Below are 17,083 nucleotides of genomic sequence, written 5' to 3'. Positions count from 1 at the left end.
GACTGCGGGCTCATCCGGTGCCGTCGTGTTGGTCACTGCTTCCCCGAACTGTCTCCCCAACTTTCGACGCGAGAGCAACCGCCTGCCACTTGCCCGACCAAAACCGCCACGTGTTTACCCCGGCTTTTGTGTAGTAGTCAGCCAGAATCGCCGCGTAGATAGCCGTGAAGCCGAGACTAAATCCGATCGGAAACTCCCTCCCGAGAAGCGTGATGGTGAATCCTGCTGGGAGTGCGAGTGCTGCAATCGGAAGGCGCACAACGAACGATCCAAGTAGTGTCCCGTACAGCGGCCAACGGGTGTCGCCCGCGCCCCGTAGACTTCCACGCATCGTCCGTGAGATCGAAAAGCCTGCCACCACGAGTCCGAACAGTCGAATAAAATTCGCGGAGAGAGCGACATGTTCGGTTCCAAATGTCGCTGCGATTGGCCGGGCACCGCCCACAAGAACCGTAGCAATGAGCAGTTGAGTCGCCAGCGCGATGCGCAGTGTCTGCCAGCCGTACGCGGTCGCCTCATCAGCCTCCCCACCCCCAATCGCCTGCCCGACGAGTGTCGATGCTGCCGTTGAATACCCCCACGCTGGCATCATCGCTAGCAGAATCACCCGCCGGGCGATCGCATATGCTGCCAATGCCGGTGTCCCGAGGATACCCAGGATGAACAGGAATGGGAATCGGCCGAACGTCTGGAGCAGCCGCATTCCTGATAAGGGGACGCCGACCCGAAGAATCTCCCTGATGAGCCCGACATCAAGCTGTTTGCCACCCACTCTCAGCGTGATGACGTACTTCCCTGACAGGAGGAGCGCGAGGAAGACCAAAGCGGCAAGTACATTTGCAACAGCGGTCCCAATTGCCGCGCCAGCCACACCCAGTGGGGGCGCTGGCCCCAGCCCGAAGATGAGTACCGCGTTGAGAACGACGTTCGTCGGTAGCGTTACTAACCGCACGTACATGGGGGTGCGGGTGTCGGCGCTTCCAGCGAGGGCTCGTGCAGCGACCATCGACCAGAATCGGGGGGCCATTGACAGCATGATGAGAGAGAGATACGTCGCACCGAAGTTGATCGTCGCCAGGTCATCAGTAAGGATATCGATGAGTGAGGGAGCATAGAGCCATGTGCTGACAGTGAGTGGGATCGAGATGGCGAGGGCCAGCCACAATGACTGTTTGACTGCGAGATTCGCTCTTTCGGGCTGGTCGGCTCCTTGAAGTCGGGAGACAACGCTGATCGTCCCCGAGGAGACCGCGAGCGAGAGGCCAAACCCGATAAAGTAGTACTGAAATCCCAGTTCGAGCCCGGCAATCGCGGCGTCACCAAGTGCGATACCGATCATCAGAAAGTCGGCAATCCGCAGGAGTACACGGAGCAACCCTGTGACCATCACGGGAAGGGCCAACTGAAAGGCTTCACCGCCCCGTCGTTGATCAGCGATACCAAGTCGGTCAAGTACCGCCGGAAAGAGCTCCAGAAGCGCCTGCAGACGCTCCCGAACGGCCATATATCTGTGCCTGTGACAGCAGGATTGTAAACGTATGGATATTCATCATCGGAAAGTTACCGAGAATAGTGAGCCATGCAAGTGGCTCTGACCCAGCTCGTGATTGTACACCTGCTGGGGTTAGGATGGAATTGCTATCATCTCTCGGAGCGGGTGGTCCGGACCGGTTCTATCTGCTCTGTTGAATCCACAGAATGCGTCAGGATCAGGCATGGATTTGGCTGGACGAACAGCTGTTCCGAATGATTTCTAGCTCTGAGTTTCGTGAGGTCGTCTTTCCCAGCAGATACTGACTGGTGAAGCTAACTGAAACCTCGTAGATTCGGGAGTAAATGGGAGCTGTGAATCGGTTATCCTCGTGTCTTCATCGGATTCAACAGAGCACTCATTTATAAAGGGGTGCACAACAGTAACTCAGACGCTGCCGTTTGAGTCCCGATCTAGCTGAACCGAATTCCGTACTCGATAGCGTCTTTTTATCCTTCGATGGGTGAGGGGCTCGCTATACTGGGAGTTCCTGAACATGGTGAGAACAATGGCAATCAGAGATAGCTACGAGCCTGGCTTCGACGAAGACATCCAAACGGAGTCGAGCGCAAACCAGTGTCCCGAGTATGGAGGACACGTCACCACGAACATAAAGGAAACTGTCTGCGAGGACTGCGGATTCGTTATTGAAGAGTACCACACATTCGCCGGCGCGCGAACGAACGCGCAGAATGCGCCGATGGGACAACCCTCACGAACGGCTGTCCGCCATCGAGCGTCGCGGCCGCCTGCGTCTATCTGACCGCCCCAAGGCATATCGACGAAACGGCGGGGCCTACGGTCGAGGGGACTTGCGTCAGACTGGCCGACGAGTTACCCAGCGAGATCATCTGAGATCCGTTCCTGCAGCCACCGCGCCCATTTTATTTACATAGAGGAATATCGACGATACTCCGGATCTGGAACGTCGATTACTCCTCGTAGAGTGCTCTGTGTCCTTTGCTCGTGAGGTACCGCGTCGGAATCTGGCGTGCCAGGTAGACGGAGATGATGACCGTCGCGATCTTATCAGTTGGTGATGTGATGATCTGCTGGCTCAGCACCGCTTCGACGATCCCCGCACCAGTCGCCAAGAAGAATCCGGTGAGTGCACTGGTTGCACTTCCGGTCACACCGCCGAATACAAGAACGACGATGGGGGTGCTGACGATCGTCGATACGGCCGCGATCACGATACCCGCCCCGATCAGTTTCAGGTAATCCTTTCGGTTGAGGATTCTAAACCAGCCTCTGTATGCGAGGTAGCCGGCAGCGAACGCGATGGCTACCTGCGTGATCGCGAATGGGATCGACGTTGGCGACTGGATCGCCCCCAGAACGAGGTTGGTAACTATGCCAGCGAGTGCTGCCGCGAACGGCCCAGCGATGATCGCCAACAGAACTGTTCCGATCGTGTCCATGAACAACGGGATCCGTAGCATGCGGACGAGAAACCCGCCGGTCAGGTTTAACCCGACCGCGACAGGAATCAGCACCCAGGCGAACGTTGTAAACTCGTCGGATATGCTCCCGATGAACGATGTCTCCACATTGGCCGTCTGTTCTGTTACAGTTTCACTTGACATGGAACCTCATACCAAGGAATTGAACCAATTTTCTTATAACTATTGTATTATTACAGGAAAATCAATATTGATGTATCCTTGGGTCGGGCGCATATATAATCTAAATAACGCAAACGAATTGGTCGAAAAGAGGCAAGACACAGTTTCGTCCACGCCTTTGGAGCAGAGGAAAGACCTGACTTCGTCGGAAGAAGCCGGTTCACGTCCGAATCCCCCTGGTGAGACTTCCTCCGTTTCTATCGGTTCATTGTCCGACTTCACCAGTCTGCCCATTAGGGGTAGGGTTGTCTGCTGGGTGAGCCGGCGTGTGATCTCCGGGAGGCGGCTTGGGTCGTCAGCGGGACGGATTGCGCCTCGCCCCGACCGTCGAAAACGAACTGAAGTTGCCGAAATGCCTGTCCACGATACGTTTCAGGTGGTTGCAGTTATCCGGATTCGCTCTTGTTCAACCTAGCGAAAAGATTCCGTCGTACGGAAAGCATCCCGCCGAATGCAGGTTGTTTGGTCACAATCGGTAGCATGAGGTGGGATGGTTCAACAACTTGTGTCGCTTGACACTTTGGAATTTCGGACCGAGCCGCTCGACGAGGGCGTCGAACGGCGTCTCAAGACGATCTGGGACCAGGGCACCCTTCCTGAACTGTGGAGCCACAGCTGTCCGAACGTGGGATGATCTCGACCGTATCTGGCGCCGCGGCTGCGGCTTCATGAGTACCTATACACTCGGGACGCCGTTCTACGATGCGGAACTCGTCCCGGTGAGTCCCTCGTCGCTTTGCATTCTACGCTGATTCGTTGCTCAGCATCAACCAGATTGCTTCGCTGCTTGAGCGAGCCAACAATACGGTTTCCTCGGCGATTCGTAACGTGGAAACCGCGCTGAAACGCGGCTTCCACGTCGTCTGGGATCGTATTGATCATACTCTCAACGGGCCAACACAGGTCGGTGAGAGTCAGCAGGTGTGTTCGAGTTTCAAAGGACGCGACCCACCGCGGGACGGGCTGTCCCGCGGCGGGTCGTCTAGGGGTAGTCGCACACGCTGAAGTGGTGGGCAGGACGATGAGATGACGCTCGTCGCGGCGTGCTGCGACGTGCTTCGGTGATCTCTGCCGGGGATGGAACGACGTTCGCTAACGAATTCAAGCTATTGATCGAAAGAGGCTGAAGACCTCTCCCAGCCGTTGGGAGAGGTCTGGATTGATGAGTATCCGCCGTATCAGCAACTGGAACGGGACCACCATCAGTCGTGTACGACGAGAGATACGTGTCAGAAGAAGGCATTCACACCAACCAAGCGGAGTGTCTCTGGTCGCTGTTTGAGCCATGGATCAAGAAGTTCCGTGGTCTGTCCAAGCAGGGCTTGGAATAGGCCGCTCGGACCTATGGCTTCCTGCGAACGCTGAATCTTGCTGGGGCACCAATCTACGGACTCATTAACTGTTTCACCGCTGATGTTTTTCGCCAGTCTGCGTAAGAGCGTCCGGGCTGATGTCGGCCCTTTGTTACTGCCGAGAACGAATTTCAGACGGACGAAGGTTCGACCCTAGCTTGGCGCCGATGCAGCGTCGCCGGTCGTATGAGTGACCAGCGCAGCAACGTCTTTGGACTCCGGTTTCGGGGAAAGCGGCGGTAACGCCGGGCTGTCCACCGACAGTGTCTGGGCCCGAGCGATCCGTTCACTCATAGTTGCCCTTCTGCGAACGTTCGATAACCTCTCCAAGAATAATTGAATATCCGACAGTTCGAGGTGACGAACGTACTAGTACGCTGTGGTCTCAGTTAAGTGGTGGACGAGATCACGCTCGCGTCCGGCTAGCCATAACAACTGATCGAGAGTGTAAGCCGTGATCGGCTCCGACCGCCCGGCATTGACCCGTTCCAGGAGTTTTTCGCCAACGTGGACCGTGGCGAGACGGATCTCTACTTCCTCGGGACTGTTTTCGGCGATCGGACGCTTCTCGTCTACCTTTCGCGCCAGACTCGGGGAGTACTCGAGGATCCCCACGTTACGGAGGAGCGCCGGAATGAGGTAATCCGCGAACACCGTGAGCTCGTCCAGATCGGGGATCTCGAAGCCGGGTCTATCGGCGAACCGACCGTACAGGATGCCGGCGGAGAGCTGTGCTTTCTTGTCAAAATAGACCGTGTCACCGCTGTATGTCCGTTCGTCACCGTACGCCCGGGGGAACTCGGAGGTCAGCCACTCCACGAGCCCGTTCCCATCGTCGAACAACCAGAGTGGTTCGTCCAGAGACACCTCGGTGTGAAAGTGACCGTCCGCGATGTCACAAAGTGTAGTCCCCATGCTCGTGAGGATCTCGTGACGGGCCTGAATCATCGGGATCGGCGGATCACCACGGAAGATGTCCTTCGTTTCTTCCAGAGTGAGCGTACGGAGATATTCTCCATCTGTGATGGGGCGTCCCTCATCCAGTGCACGTCGCATGCTCGCCCACAGCGCGTAGGCCCCAGTCCAGATTTCGCCGTCGTACTCCGTCGTGAACCGCCGTTGGGTGTCGATGTCGTCATAGACGAAGTTCAGAGAGTTGCTCACGAGCAGGTAATCGACGATCGTGTCGAGACCGTATTCGGCCTCGCTGAGGACCTGGGGCCCTGATGGGTCCGATCCCTCCTGCCCGATCGCCAGATCCTTGAGGAACGCCTCGATCCTATCCGCGTGAACGGTCACGTGATCGAGATCGTACCAGCAGAGGACGTCCGAAACAGTCCTTCGAACACGGTTTGCTGTCATGATGTGGATCCACGCGGGAATTGTACTTAGTTCGCTCCCAAAATTGTATAATATAGATATGTGAATTTATAATGTCGGATTGAATGAATATGCCGATTCCGCCCGACATAAACAGGTCGGGATAGCCGTACGTTTGAACCGGTAAACGTCTCAGATTCGCCAAGTCGGAATATCACGGTCACTGTGTTGGTGGGTATCTCCCCTGTTGGAGTCGTCCATTTCGTACTAGACAAATCTACGGAATTTCCAGTTGATGGTTCGTCCGGATCATGATCAGTTCTCCGTGACTCCTAGGAAACGATCGCCTTCGAGGGATTTCTCGAGATGAGACTGTCGGCCGGACAATGGATTCGAGGAAAAATACATTGAGCGTATGTATATGATAAATGATTAATAGAGAAAATTATTTATATAATAGTTATAAGTTCTAACAGTATGCGAATCTACTTCGCAGCTCCGTTGTTCAGTGAAGCAGAACTAGAGTATAACGAACGGGTCTGTGGGGCATTAGAAGACGCTGGACATTCCGCATTTCTCCCCCAGCGCGATGGCACTGGTGGTGTCAAAAAGCTCCTGCAGCAACCCGAATTCGACACGGTAGAAGAGGCTCAACACGAGATTTTTCGTGTGGACAGGAACGAAGTGCTGGAGGCGGACGTGTTGACCGCGATCCTCGACGGACAGGTCCCGGATGAGGGAGTTGCAATCGAGATCGCCATCGCACACGAAAACGACATCCCCGCGATCGGGCTGAAGACGGATCGACGGAACGACCCACTGAACGCGATGGTCTTCAGTCCCCTCGAGGAACTTGTTGAAACCCCACAGGAACTCCTTGAAACGGTCAACGATTACGCCGACTGATCCTGGACTTCCGGAAATCGAGAAACGTATCTTGATAGGTCCGCTTTCTATACATAAGTACCACCTGATATGTTTGCGGCACAGTTATACGGACAGTTCTTCCATAGTGGGTATGGAGAAACTCCTTGAAGAGGCGGAACGCGCTCTGGACCGAGCTTATGCGCCGTACTCCGAGTACCAGGTCGGAGCCGCTCTCCGGACGACCGACGGCGTGGTCTACACGGGTTGTAACATTGAGTTCGCGAATTACACGAACACGCTCCACGCGGAGGAAGTTGCACTCTCGAAAGCCGTCAGTGACGGTCACACCGACTTAGATGCCCTCGCGCTAACGTCGGCCCAACAGTCCGGAAACGCCCCTTGTGGCATGTGTCGACAGAGTTTGCGGGAGTTCTGCGACGATGAGTTCCCGATCGTCGTTGACGAAGGTGATGGGTACGTCAAATACACGATGGCAGAGATCCTTCCGCACGCGATGGATAGCGAAACGCTTCTCGAATAAAACGACAGTCCACCAACCACTTCTCGAATGGATCGGCTGAGTACAATCCTCCTGCACCCGAAAATATCGACGATGATCCGCCTAGTCGGCCGAAGTGTCCACGTACTTGAAGAGTTCGTCGTTCGTCAGCAACGTGCGTGGCAGATCGAGTTGTTTGCCGATCTGAGTGACCTTTGGCGGTTCGACCATCGTTTCGGCGAGTGTAGATCCCTCATTGAACACCTCTCGAGGCGAACCGTCTATTAACACTTCCGCATTACAAAGTGCGATCACACGATCAGCGTGGTCTCTCGCGAAGGGGATGTCGTGTGTGATGGTGATCACCAGTTTTCCCTCGGAGACTAGATCGTCAATGACGTCTCCAAGCAGTTCGTTACCCGGCTTGTCCTGCCCCCCAGTTGGCTCGTCAAGGACGACTACCGGCGTGTCCATGGCGAGCACCGACGCGACGGCGATGTGCTTCCGGGTTGCGAGTCCGTGGTTGTACGGGTCCTCGTCGCGGACGTCTTCTAACTCGAAGCGTTCTAGTTGTCTGTCGACAAGTTCGTCGATTCGCTCTTCGGGGTAACCGAGGTTCTTCGGCCCGAAGCGGATCTCCTTCTCAACGGTGTCGTGGAAGATCTGATCGTCTGGGTTCTGGAAACTGAGCCCAACGTGGCGAGATAGCTGAGCGATAGAGTTATCTTGTGTGTCGATTCCGTTGACGTAGACGGTCCCATTCGTCGGCTTCAACAGTCCGTTGAGGTGTTTGACGAACGTCGTTTTGCCGGCACCGTTCTGGCCGATGACACAGACGCAGCCCTCAGCCATTTCGATAGAGATGTCCTGAAGCGCCTGGATTTCGTTGTTGTAATAATAGTCGACATTCTCGAACTTAATCAACGGATCCTCAACGTCAGTCGCGGGATTCGACGCCGGTCCGACGTCTCTGTCGACGCCGCCGTTGGTGGTTGACGGTTCGGGCCGTCCCGATCTGCGAACATGCGGCGAGAGTTCTTCGACCGTGTCGGCGACGCTCAGCGGGAGATGCTTCTCCGGGGACACCAGTCCCTTGTCTCGGAGGTACTTTCCGATCTCGATGCTCTCTGGAACATTGAGCTGATTTATGACCTCGTCGTCGCTGGACAGGACATTCTGTGGCGTGTCGTCTAGGGCGACCGACCCCCCGTCGACAACCATCAATCGATCGAGGTGTGGAACCAACCGTTCCAGATCGTGACTGATGATGACCATCGTGTACTCCTTCCGATCCATGTTCGCGAGGACTTGGAACACCTCCTCCGTGCCGTGCGGATCGAGTTGTGAGGTCGGTTCGTCGAGAACCAGCACGTCCGGTTCGAGTGCGAGGATAGACGCGATCGCGACGCGCTGGGACTGTCCCCCCGACAGTTCCTGGGGTTTCCGTCGTATCAGGTCTGCGATGCCGACGGTTTCCAGCGCTTCGTCGACACGACCGAAGATCTTCTCGCGTTCGACTCCCATCTGTTCGAGACCGAACGCGACCTCCTCGAGAACTGTCATACTCGCCCCGGTTAGCTGATTGAAGGGATTCTCGAAGAGGAACCCAACCTGATCGGAAAGTTCTCGCATCGAACTCTCGCGAACGTCGATGCCTCCAACCTGAACGGTACCGGCCATTTGGCCGTCGTAGAAGTGAGGAATATATCCCGGGATCAGTCTGGCCAGCGTCGTTTTTCCCGCGTCACTCGGACCAGTGATCCCGACGAACTCGCCAGATTCGATCGTGAAATCGAGTTCGTGTACTGCGGCAACGTCTCGTTTGGTTGTGTAACGGAACGACACGTCGTTAAAATTGATCTCAGTCATGCGAGGAACACCCTCCAGCCGACAGCAGCGATAACTCCAACGACGGTACACGCCTGAAGCATGTAGTCAACTGTCGTTTCAGTCGTCTCGAACAACGAGGTCGGCGTTTTTGTCCGTCCGAATCCACGTGATTCCAACGCTAGGGCGCGCGTTTCGGCCGAAATGAGCGTCCCGATGATCAACGGTGTCATAAGCGCGAAGAACGCCTTGAGCCGCTGCCAAACGTTGGCGTGGATGTCGAGCCCGCGCGACTGTTGGGCCTCCATGATACTGTTCGCTTGGCGACGCATATCGGGAACCAGTTGGAGTGCCGCGAGGAAGACGTAGGCCAGTTTCGGCGGCATACCCTTCTCCGTGAACGCGACGCCGAACTCCCGCGGGTGCGTCGAGACGATCGCCAACAGCAGCGCCGTCAGTAACACCATAATACGGAAGAAGAACATCGCGGCGAAGAGGAGACCCTCCTCGTAGATTGTTATTGACTCGATAACAGGAACTGGACTAATCGTGTAGTATGGTGTCATGTTCCCCGGATAGAACAGGCCGTGAATGGTGAACATCATGAACAAGAGCGGAGCCCCGACAACCACGAGCACAGGAAGGATGTTCCTGTACAGGCGGGACGCGAACACGATTCCGAGTAGGATCCCGAATATCACCGCCGGTGCGACGAAGTTGGGATACATCCACACTCCGATGATGAGGCCGGTCGCAACGACAATTTTCGTAACGGGGTTCAGATTATGGACCAAGGTGTCTCCGGGCTTATACTGTAGTATACCACTCTCGCCTTCCGTGGATTCTTTGATGAATTTGTTTATATCGATGTCCCTGGCTGACATACACTATCAAGCGCTATAGTGGGACATAAGATTTGTGGGGATCGGACTTTTTTTGTCAGTGAATATCGCTAAACGGAAGTCTATCCGTTATCGGAGCGGTATTACCACTTGGAGTATACTACGTTCTCTGGGTGTTAGTGTCAATAGTAGCAGGTCTGCTAGTTCGTGAATTTGTAGATTCGCGGATGGAGGGAGTATATCCCCGAAAATATGAAGATCGAGTCCAGAGAGTTCTGCTCTGTTGAATCTGATGACTGCACGGGGATCACAGTATCTGAAGGAGCGGTTATTCCACTCTTCGTCGTCGATGTGTTAGATCGACTCACTCGGTGATTTCGATCTCTCTCCCTGTCTGCCAAGATTCCTTCTCAAAATTCTCTCGACAGCGCTCCTGAACCGAGTACAGAGTGACCCGATTCGCACGCCTTCTGCGGATTCAACAGAGCAGAGAGTTCTTATTTCTGATCGAAGACATCGGCGTCCACGGAAACGGGTCCATGTGTAACCAAACTCGACATCGACGGCACCTATCGACAGTCCGATCGAACTGCTTCCTAACATCTGTCAACACGACCGTCGAAGATCGTAGGGTAGGGCACAGCAGTTGTCCCTCAGGAGATCGTTCCGTAACTGCGAGGGGAGAGTCGGACCGCACAGACTGTGAGGACGACACCCAGAATTGTGAGTCCGACGAACGCAGGGACGTAGCTGCCGAATAGGTCACGGATTCCCCCGGTCACGAACGGCCCGACAGCCGCGAGCATGTAGCCGCCTCCCATCACCATCGACGATAGACGATCGGTAGCGTTCTCTCCCGTCGCGAAATCGATCGGTAGCGTGAGCGAGAGCGTAAACAGACCGCCGGTGCCGACACCGAGCAACGTCGCCCAGATCCAAGGATACGACAGCGGCGTGAACGCGACGCCGCCAGTACTGATCACGACTATCGCGATCATGAGTGCGTGCCACGGCCGGCGGTCGATCGATTTATCTCCGTATGCAGAAACGAGTGCCATCCCTCCTAATTGCGCGACCATGAAGGCGGTCAGTAACAGTCCGGCTGTCGCTTCATCCCACCCGAGCGCGACGTATCGAGCCGACAGCCACGTCAACCCTGAGTAGAATATCGTCGAACTGATCGCAAAAAAGAGCATCAAGATCCACGCCAGCGGGTTCCGCCACGGGATCGGCCCACTCTTCGAGGCGTCAGGAGGTGAGCGATCAGGCTCCGACGAGTCGTCACGTACGAGCGGGATCAATCCCGGAACGGCAACGAACGCGAGTATCCCCCACACAGCGAGTGATAGCGGCCACGAGTCGAACAGTACGTATAAGGGGGCGGTTAACCCGGCCGCCAGGATCGCGCCGACGGTGAGACTGACTGTATACGCACCGGTCGCCAGCGCGACGCGTGACGGGAAGTAGATTTTGACTAGCGAGGGAAGGATCGTCTGTGTGATCGCGATCGCGATCCCGACCAGCACGGTCGTTCCAAAGAGAACGACCACGCTGTGACTCCCGATCCTGGCTACGGTCGCGAGACCGATCGCGACGACGGCCCAAATCAAGGTGTGTCCGCGTCCGTACCGATCGATCAGTGACGGCGTTACGAACGCGAAGAGCCCCATGCAGAAGACGGGAATCGTCGTAAGCAGACTGACAACGCTGTAGCTCAGCTGGAGTTCAGCTCTGAGTAACTCGAGAAGTGGCGGAATCGAGGCGATCGCCGGCCGGAGATTCACGGCCGCCACGAGCAAGCCTACCAACGCGAGCCAGCGCCGGATCGAAGCCTTGGATATCTGGTCAGGAGGGTTCATTGGATGGGCCTCTCGTCAAACTGTTGTGGTTACCTCGGCAGCGAAACGACAGTTCGGTATAGGATCGTCGTGAACCAAGACGTGAGAGGCTGCCAACACCACGTCTTTGTGAGAGTCTAAACCCTCGCCGACGCGGACATCGGAAACCGTCGCGGGAATTCGGACGCTGTCGACTGTCGAAGGTTCGTCCGCGTTCCGGCGCAGGTGGCGCTCTACGCCGAAGACGGGCGACGTCCGGAGTCATTCTTCGTCGCTGCCGGCGACGAGGAGGTCGACGAGTTCCATCTGTTCGACATCAACCAGCCCGTGGTTCGTTATTCTGAGTTCCGGGATCACCTCCAGTGTCAGGGTGTCCAGTTCCATGATACCGCCAGCTAGTTCGGTACCGAGTTCGCGCGTAGCAGTCTGCACGGCTTTGAACTGTTCCGCCACTACGGAAACAGGGCGTTCGGAGATCAGGCCGGCAACCGGCAGCGGCAGGGTTGTCGTACCGTTCTCGGGATCGAACGCGGTGAGGCCCCCACCGACATCACGGAGTTCGTTCGCCGCTTCCGCCATCGCCCGGTGACTGGCTCCCACGACGACGAGGTTGTGAGCGTCGTGGGCGATCGTACTCGCCAGAGCTCCACGCTCGAGTGCGAAGCCGTGAACGAACCCTTTACCGATCCCGCCGCCTTTCCCGTGGCGCTCAACAACGGCAACCGGAAGTAGATCCTCCTCCGGGTTTGGGGCGAGCACGCGGTCCGCCACAGGCACCGTTTCGACACGTTCTGTCGGGATCTCGCCGGTATGATCGATTGCACGGATCCTGCAGGGACCGTCGTGGGGAGCAGGGTACGCAAAGTCGGAAGGATCTAACCGGTCGACATCAACCGTGTTGTGATCGAGTTCATAACGCGGCGGATCGGTGACATCGGCGACCGGATCGATCACTCCGTCGACCATGACGGCGTCCACATCCCACGTCTCGAGATCGTCGAGGAGTACAATGTCAGCCGGCGCACCGGGGGCTATCCGCCCGTAGGGCAACCCGTAGGTCTCGGCGACGTTGATCGTAGCGAGTTGCACCGCTTCGACGGGATCGACGCCGTATTCTATCATCATCCGGACGGATTCGTCGATCCCGCCGTGTTCTTGCAGGTCGTTAATGTAGAAGTTGTCCGTACACAGCATGAGTCGGCGGGAGTCGACCTCGTCGACGAGCGGGAGGAGCTCCTCAAGGTTCTCGCTCGAGGATCCCTGACGGAGTTGGATCTTGATTCCCGCTTCCACCTTCTCGCGTGCCTCCGAGAGCGCCCGGCTCTCGTGATCGGTATCGAGAAACCGGGCCGCCATCTGCAGGCGGTTCCCCGTGACTCGAGGCATGTGACCGTCGACGGTCAATCCTCGTTTGCGGGTCGCCTCGATCTTCGCGTGAACCGCTGCATCGTCGGCGACCACACCCTCGATGTCCATCACCTCGGCGAGACCGACGATCCGGTCGGTCGCGAGCAACCGTTCTACGTCTGCCGGGTCGATAGTCGCACCCGTATCCTGAAGGTCCGACGCCGGCACCGACGACGGGACGGTGAATCGAACACGGAGCGGCGTGTGATCGGCGTGTACTGTCAACTGACGAACGCCGTCCACGCCGAGAACGTTGCCGATTTCGTGGGGATCGGCGACGATCCCGGTGACGCCGTGCGGGATGACTGCCTCGCCGTACCGTGGCAGCGAGAGCATCGTCGACTCGATGTGCATGTGGGAGTTGATCAGTCCCGGCGCCAGATACGCCGCCTCGTACCGCTCCCGTGCAGGCCTATCACCGAACCCCACGATTTCACCGCCGTCTACCGCCACGTATCGGTCCTCCAGGCTCCCCGTGAGAACGTTTACAACTGTTCCACGAACGACGAGGTCGACAGGGGTCTGGGAACTCATAGTTTCTCGATCAGCTCCGCGATCCGGTTCCGGAAGGCGGGAACGTTGACCTCCAGTGCGACGTTCGCCGTTGGCGGGGTTCCGGTGACGTCGTTCACGTCACAGACCACGGCACCGCGGAAGTCCCCATCGTCGGTGCCGACATTCACGGGGAACCGACGGTATTCGAGGATGTCGTCAATGAGGTCGATTATCACGGTCACGTCGTGGACAACCTGTTCCCCAGAAAGCTCCCCCTCGCGGATCGCGTCGACCTCCGAGTAGCCGAACCATGCGGCCAGCGTGCGATGTGGGTCATCCCGTTCCGCGAGTTCTTCGACGAACTCGGCCGTCAATGTTGCGTCCTGGGTGACGTCCAGTCCGATTAGACGCGGATTCCCGTCCCTAACGACACGCTGGGCAGCTTCGGGATCGACATAGAAGTTGAATTCTGCCTCCGGCGTCGAGTTCCCAGGACAGAGAGCAGCACCCCCCATAATGGCGATCTCGTCGATCAACTCGGGGAGATCCGGTTCGATCGCGATCGCTGTAGCGACGTTCGTCAACGGACCGACGGCAACGATCGTCAGTTCATCGCCGTGCTCGTAAACTTGTTCGAGCATGAACCTGGTCCCGCTCGTATCGATCGTTTCGACGTCGGGAACCGGTGGTGAACCGGTGATGCCGGATGAACCGTGCACGTGTTCCGCTGTCTCGAGTGGGCGCCAGAGCGGCGCGGCACAACCACGGGCGACTGGAACGTCAGTTCGATCGTGCAATTCCAACACGGACAGCGCGTTCCGGGTGGTATTCTCGATCGTCGTATTCCCTGCAACGGTGGTCACGCCGACGACCTCGAGTTCGTCACTCGCCAGTGCGAGCGAGAGCGCGGACGCGTCGTCACACCCTGGATCGGTGTCGAAAAGAATCTTTCTGGTCACTACAGACCACACTGATAACGAGGATTAAAACTATTTTCCTGAAGGATTTCGGCCAACCGATCATGTATATAGGTTTTGTCCAGCAGGGGGTGGTCTTCATTTTTGAAGTCCGTGCCCTTCTCGACCAACCACTCCCGGCCGTGCACGAGTGCGCGGCGTTGTCGGAGTTCTTCGGACGGGACGCAACTCTCAGCGATCATGCCGGCTCGGCGAAGTTGTTCGCGCAACTCCGCGTCGAGTCGGTCGTTTTTCACCTCAGCCTAGCCGACCGCTTGAGTTTGGGTTGGATCTGCGGCAACCACGTCGAGGTGTTCGTCGAGGATGTCGTAGATCGTGTAGTAGTTGCTGGTTACTTCGAGCGCCGCTTTGGCTCCGGCATACTCTTCGACAACCTCGGCATCGTCGTCCAAAGCAGCGACGTGACGAGTCATCTTTATGAAGGCTGATTCCGAGGTGGTACCTGGTTCCTGTGGAGCGATTTGTGCGTGAAGGAAGCTACACCTATTCGCGTTCGCCGCCTGGATGCTGGCGGCATCCGGGCGGCCTCCCATGAGAGTGCGTCCTTGGCAGGTAGGCCAATCAAAGCCACGCCTTCTAAGACGCTGTTGAATCATCGGCCTTTGACTACCCCAGTACCTCTTCACGCACGTGGGAGACTTACCAGGCTTCCATCCCATAAGAGCCCTTCTCAGCAAAACACCTATGTCGGTGCGTCTAGACGTAGCGTATCACGATGAAGGTATACCTCGCTGGACCACAGGTGTTTACACCTCAAGGTGAACGATTCGTCCGTGAACGACTCATTCCGTCACTCGAAGAAAACGGGTATGAGTGCATCTATCCGACAGACCTCGGGGATGACTCGATCACCGAACTCGCGGGTGAGCCCGTGAGCGTCGACCGGGCCGAGGCTCTGAACGAGTGGGCGATGGGTATCGGACAACGGAACTGTGAAGCAATCGTCGAGGCAGATGTCGTCCTCGCAAACCTCGACGGCGCGGACCCCGACAGCGGCACCTCTGCAGAGATCGGATACGCCTACGGGATCGGAACACCGATTGTCGGCTACCGGACGGATAGCCGGACCGCAGGCGAAAACGAAGGTCTCGTCGTGAACTTGCAGGTCGAGTACTTCATATGGGACAGCGGTGGATCCATCGTTTCGGCCGATAATTACGGCGGTGAGTGGGAAGCGGAGCACCACCGGCTCTACGAATCCCTCGAAGATCTGGAGGATCTCATTATCGAAGAACTCGACGCCCTCTAGTACCGTCCCAAGTGTGGACTGATGAGTGAAGCTGGGCGAATGCACTCGGGTTGACTCATCAGTTCTGTCTTGGGATGCCACGTGGCATTTCACCGGAGAATTGCAGGGTCGCCGCATCTCTACTGGGTCCGTATCCGCGTCGACGCGCCAGACGATAATGCTGTTCGCCACGAATCAGCCAGTAATAGACGACGTCTCCGAGAGTGTCGAAATCGGCCTTGAACAGGGTGCAAACGATGGCGAGTGCACACTTCCGGTCGGGTGTGCTGGTTCGGAGAAGCCAATCCACCCGATCGCTGGCGTATCGGTCGGCAATCCCCGAGCTACGGTGAGAAGCGGATCGAGAGTAGTTCACCTTCCGCTGGCGGGAAGAACGGTTCGTTCGAGTATGTGACGGAACCACACACACCGAGTCGGACATCCGCGACCTAGACTGGAACGACGTCAGTCGTAGTGTTGTACGGCTTCGACGAGTTCAGCAGGGGATCCGGTCAGTTCCTCAAGCGGACTAAAGACCATCGCGTTCAGTGGGTCGTTCCGTTGATCCGTCTTTAGCCCGATCGCGGGGATGTCGTTTTCGTGTGCAATCCCGATCTCGACGGCGACTCCCTCATCGGGGACCTGGCCGTCCAAGATCGCTGTCAATAGATCCGCGTTGAGGATCTCCCGCCGGTCGAGCTGAAAGATCTCGTTTTTCGCCTCATCAACTGAATCGATGTCCGGATCATCCAGTAGATCGTCAAGATTCTCGTAGCCGTCACGTTGCGGGAGAAACACGGAGTGACCCCGCTCCTCTAGCATTCCACAAACACGCTCGTTGTACGTTGTCTCTGCCTCACAGAATAGTGGTGCAGCGAAGTAAATTCGCATATCTAACTTATGAACCATATATGATATATAATTACTGGTAGAAGCAAGGGTCGAACGGATATCAGCCGGCAATGTACGTACTGTGGCGGGGAGGGGATCCAAGTCTCAACATATCGTCTCTTATCTGATTCATTTGTCACTGACGTAGCTGACGTGTAGTTTTTTACCCCCTCAATGGGTGAGGGGTTCGCCGTACTGGCGAGTTCCCGAAACATGGTACGAACGATGGCAACCAGAGACATCTACGAAACTGGCTTCGACGAAGACGTCCGAACGGAATCGAGCGCGAACCAATGTCCCGAGTGCGACGGCCGGGTCAGGACGAACGCGGTCGCCGCGCTCCCCGCGATGGACCGCGTCACGACGAAGATGATGGAGAAAAAA

General features: G+C 56.8%; 13 protein-coding genes and 2 pseudogenes. 6 read left to right on the top strand and 9 right to left on the bottom strand.

What is annotated here, in order from left to right:
• Positions 1-10: 10 nt before the first annotated feature.
• Positions 11-1,504 carry an MATE family efflux transporter gene (locus GJ633_RS01370; protein WP_156586535.1) on the bottom strand — a complete coding sequence of 498 codons (1,494 nt, stop codon included), beginning with the start codon at positions 1,502-1,504 and terminating at the stop codon, positions 11-13.
• 535 nt (positions 1,505-2,039) lie between these two features.
• Between GJ633_RS01370 and GJ633_RS17495 the strand changes: the two are divergent.
• A pseudogene (locus GJ633_RS17495) lies at positions 2,040-2,187 on the top strand (transcription initiation factor IIB family protein); the annotation flags it as partial.
• Positions 2,188-2,463: 276 nt separating this feature from the next.
• Here the strand turns inward: GJ633_RS17495 and GJ633_RS01365 are convergent.
• Positions 2,464-3,117, bottom strand: coding sequence for an ECF transporter S component (locus tag GJ633_RS01365; RefSeq protein ID WP_156586533.1), 654 nt, complete (start codon positions 3,115-3,117; stop codon positions 2,464-2,466).
• Positions 3,118-3,646: 529 nt separating this feature from the next.
• Here GJ633_RS01365 and GJ633_RS01360 point away from each other — a divergent pair.
• Positions 3,647-4,592 (top strand): annotated as a pseudogene (locus tag GJ633_RS01360) (IS1595 family transposase).
• Between the two features lie 285 nt (positions 4,593-4,877).
• Here GJ633_RS01360 and GJ633_RS01355 read toward each other — a convergent pair.
• Positions 4,878-5,807 carry a queuosine salvage family protein gene (locus GJ633_RS01355; RefSeq protein WP_197431171.1) on the bottom strand — a complete coding sequence of 310 codons (930 nt, stop codon included), beginning with the start codon at positions 5,805-5,807 and terminating at the stop codon, positions 4,878-4,880.
• 498 nt (positions 5,808-6,305) lie between these two features.
• On the opposite strand from GJ633_RS01355, the gene GJ633_RS01350 reads away from it, so the two are divergent.
• Together GJ633_RS01350 and cdd are read left to right on the top strand one after the other, a co-directional pair.
• A complete protein-coding gene (locus tag GJ633_RS01350; RefSeq protein WP_156586529.1) occupies positions 6,306-6,734 on the top strand; it encodes a nucleoside 2-deoxyribosyltransferase in 429 nt (142 codons plus the stop codon).
• Positions 6,735-6,846: 112 nt separating this feature from the next.
• Positions 6,847-7,236, top strand: a complete 390-nt coding sequence (cdd, locus tag GJ633_RS01345) for a cytidine deaminase (protein ID WP_156586527.1) — start codon at positions 6,847-6,849, stop codon at positions 7,234-7,236.
• 81 nt (positions 7,237-7,317) lie between these two features.
• On the opposite strand, the gene GJ633_RS01340 is transcribed toward cdd, so the two are convergent.
• From GJ633_RS01340 to GJ633_RS01320, 5 genes are all read right to left on the bottom strand, one after another.
• On the bottom strand, positions 7,318-9,063 hold the full coding sequence (locus GJ633_RS01340) for an ABC transporter ATP-binding protein (protein WP_156586524.1): 1,746 nt from the start codon (positions 9,061-9,063) through the stop codon (positions 7,318-7,320).
• The gene (locus GJ633_RS01335; RefSeq protein ID WP_156586522.1) at positions 9,060-9,905 is read right to left on the bottom strand and encodes an energy-coupling factor transporter transmembrane protein EcfT; all 846 of its coding nucleotides are present in this window, start codon (positions 9,903-9,905) and stop codon (positions 9,060-9,062) included. Before GJ633_RS01335 ends, GJ633_RS01340 begins: the two co-directional genes overlap by 4 nt.
• A gap of 611 nt (positions 9,906-10,516) precedes the next feature.
• Entirely contained in the window at positions 10,517-11,722 is a 1,206-nt protein-coding gene (locus GJ633_RS01330; RefSeq protein ID WP_156586520.1) for a CynX/NimT family MFS transporter, read from the bottom strand.
• A 240-nt stretch (positions 11,723-11,962) separates the two neighbouring features.
• Positions 11,963-13,642 carry an adenine deaminase gene (locus GJ633_RS01325; RefSeq protein WP_156586518.1) on the bottom strand — a complete coding sequence of 560 codons (1,680 nt, stop codon included), beginning with the start codon at positions 13,640-13,642 and terminating at the stop codon, positions 11,963-11,965.
• Positions 13,639-14,562: a nucleoside hydrolase gene (locus GJ633_RS01320; protein WP_197431170.1), complete on the bottom strand. Its 924-nt coding sequence runs from the start codon at positions 14,560-14,562 to the stop codon at positions 13,639-13,641. Before GJ633_RS01320 ends, GJ633_RS01325 begins: the two co-directional genes overlap by 4 nt.
• Positions 14,563-14,624: 62 nt before the next feature.
• On the opposite strand from GJ633_RS01320, the gene GJ633_RS01315 reads away from it, so the two are divergent.
• A complete protein-coding gene (locus tag GJ633_RS01315; protein ID WP_156586516.1) occupies positions 14,625-15,008 on the top strand; it encodes a hypothetical protein in 384 nt (127 codons plus the stop codon).
• A 287-nt stretch (positions 15,009-15,295) separates the two neighbouring features.
• Positions 15,296-15,829: a nucleoside 2-deoxyribosyltransferase gene (locus tag GJ633_RS01310; RefSeq protein ID WP_156586514.1), complete on the top strand. Its 534-nt coding sequence runs from the start codon at positions 15,296-15,298 to the stop codon at positions 15,827-15,829.
• 444 nt (positions 15,830-16,273) lie between these two features.
• Here the strand turns inward: GJ633_RS01310 and GJ633_RS01305 are convergent, their stop codons facing one another.
• Positions 16,274-16,699 carry a nucleoside 2-deoxyribosyltransferase gene (locus tag GJ633_RS01305; RefSeq protein ID WP_231741178.1) on the bottom strand — a complete coding sequence of 142 codons (426 nt, stop codon included), beginning with the start codon at positions 16,697-16,699 and terminating at the stop codon, positions 16,274-16,276.
• Positions 16,700-17,083 lie beyond the last annotated feature (384 nt).

Source organism: Halorubrum sp. CBA1125 (assembly GCF_009742825.1).
Lineage (GTDB): Archaea > Halobacteriota > Halobacteria > Halobacteriales > Haloferacaceae > Halorubrum.
This window is presented reverse-complemented; position numbering and strand designations above follow the sequence as displayed.

Excerpts from the sequence above, each read along its gene's own strand:
- GJ633_RS01325 (WP_156586518.1), bottom strand. The coding sequence starts at position 13,642 with ATGAGTTCCCAGACCCCTGTCGACCTCGTCGTTCGTGGAACAGTTGTA.
- GJ633_RS01310 (WP_156586514.1), top strand. The coding sequence starts at position 15,296 with ATGAAGGTATACCTCGCTGGACCACAGGTGTTTACACCTCAAGGTGAA.
- GJ633_RS01305 (WP_231741178.1), bottom strand. The coding sequence starts at position 16,699 with ATGCGAATTTACTTCGCTGCACCACTATTCTGTGAGGCAGAGACAACG.
- GJ633_RS01335 (WP_156586522.1), bottom strand. The coding sequence starts at position 9,905 with ATGTCAGCCAGGGACATCGATATAAACAAATTCATCAAAGAATCCACG.
- GJ633_RS01340 (WP_156586524.1), bottom strand. The coding sequence starts at position 9,063 with ATGACTGAGATCAATTTTAACGACGTGTCGTTCCGTTACACAACCAAA.
- cdd (WP_156586527.1), top strand. The coding sequence starts at position 6,847 with ATGGAGAAACTCCTTGAAGAGGCGGAACGCGCTCTGGACCGAGCTTAT.
- GJ633_RS01350 (WP_156586529.1), top strand. The coding sequence starts at position 6,306 with ATGCGAATCTACTTCGCAGCTCCGTTGTTCAGTGAAGCAGAACTAGAG.
- GJ633_RS01365 (WP_156586533.1), bottom strand. The coding sequence starts at position 3,117 with ATGTCAAGTGAAACTGTAACAGAACAGACGGCCAATGTGGAGACATCG.
- GJ633_RS01370 (WP_156586535.1), bottom strand. The coding sequence starts at position 1,504 with ATGGCCGTTCGGGAGCGTCTGCAGGCGCTTCTGGAGCTCTTTCCGGCG.
- GJ633_RS01330 (WP_156586520.1), bottom strand. The coding sequence starts at position 11,722 with ATGAACCCTCCTGACCAGATATCCAAGGCTTCGATCCGGCGCTGGCTC.
- GJ633_RS01315 (WP_156586516.1), top strand. The coding sequence starts at position 14,625 with ATGTATATAGGTTTTGTCCAGCAGGGGGTGGTCTTCATTTTTGAAGTC.